The organism is Desulfovibrio sp. (assembly GCF_019424165.1).
In the GTDB taxonomy this organism is placed as follows: domain Bacteria; phylum Desulfobacterota; class Desulfovibrionia; order Desulfovibrionales; family Desulfovibrionaceae; genus Desulfovibrio.
The window spans coordinates 12,797-14,044 of record NZ_JAHZAA010000041.1; the positions used below are offsets into that span (position 1 = coordinate 12,797).

The window sequence follows — 1,248 nt, forward strand, 5'->3', positions numbered from 1 at the left end:
ATTTCTGTAGCGCTCTTTTTGTGAGCAAATTTCGTTTGAAACCGCATGATGGCGTATTCCCCATCCGGGACGCCAGGCAGGGCAGTGGTGAATTCAGTGGTAAGGTGCTCTCGCTCTTTTACTGCCCCCAAGGGTTGCCGGGCTTTGGGCAAAGTTGCTTCCCAGCCTTGCAGTTCGATGCCTGCTTTAAAAGCTTTGGCCGCCTGATTCCAACTCTCTTGTGCATTTACTGCATCCGCCAAAGAAAGCCATGCCATTGCCGCCTGCATGGGGGCATCCGTTTTTTTGTCAGAGGAAGCAGCCCCCATGACCATGTTAGCGGTCAGCATGGTCGCGACGAACAATAAGGCAAAAAAATATTTTTTCATCAATATTCCTCCTGCAAGCAGACACTTTTCTTCAAGATTTTGATCTCAGCGGCCGTAAGCTTCCTTGCACGGCCAGTCGCGAGGCCGCCCAACTCAATTGGTCCTTGCGCCACCCGTTTCAAATAAAGAATGGTGACTCCAAGGTCGCGACACATACGGCGTATCTGACGATTCAGTCCTTGGTGCAAAACCATCCGCAACAAGGTGCGTCCCCTGGAAAAACTGGCCTCAACCTCCACCGGCATAAGATTTTCGCCTTCAGCCAAACGCATTCCGCGCCGCATGGCGGCAAGCGCCGCATCAGGAACTGCACCGCGGACCAGAACTTCATACGTTTTTGGCTGATGGTGGCTGGGATGGGTGAGGCGTTGGGCAAGTTGGCCGTCGTTGGTCAACAGGAGTAGGCCTTCAGAAAAATAATCAAGACGACCGACAGGGTAGAGGCGTAGCGCGCGCACGTTTTCCGGCAGGTAATCCATCACCGTGGGGCGCCCCTCAGGGTCATTTGCAGTACACACCACCTGAACAGGCTTGTTGAGCATGAGGTAACAGAATTCTTGCGCTCCGGTAAGCGGGCGGCCGTCAACGCCAAGGGCATCCCCCGGAGAGACCTGGCGGGCGGGGTTGGACTCAGCTATGCCGTTAACGGTTACGCGGCCAGAAAGAATCAGTTCGTCCGCCTTTCTGCGTGAGCACAGGCCCGATGCTGCAATGGCCTTGTTCAAACGCATGTGATCTGTTTCTGACACGGCTGTAGCCTTTGGCGAATGGGCCACACAAGAGTCTGGATTTTTCAGATTCATTCCAAAGCCTGCGGTGTTAGGCGCGCGTCCGTTTTTTTCTGCGGGTGCGGCCATGTTTGCCTTGTGGGGGGCTCGGG

The 1,248-nt window shown here is 54.8% G+C and carries 2 protein-coding genes; both read right to left on the reverse strand.

Annotated features, from left to right (window positions below):
• On the reverse strand, positions 1-368 hold a 368-nt coding region (locus QZ377_RS11175), incomplete at its 3' end, for a DUF4019 domain-containing protein (protein ID WP_291441221.1).
• Complete coding sequence (locus tag QZ377_RS11180) at positions 368-1,099, reverse strand: pseudouridine synthase (protein ID WP_291441233.1); 732 nt, start codon at positions 1,097-1,099, stop codon at positions 368-370. The genes QZ377_RS11175 and QZ377_RS11180, both read right to left, overlap by 1 nt.
• Positions 1,100-1,248: the final 149 nt, after the last annotated feature.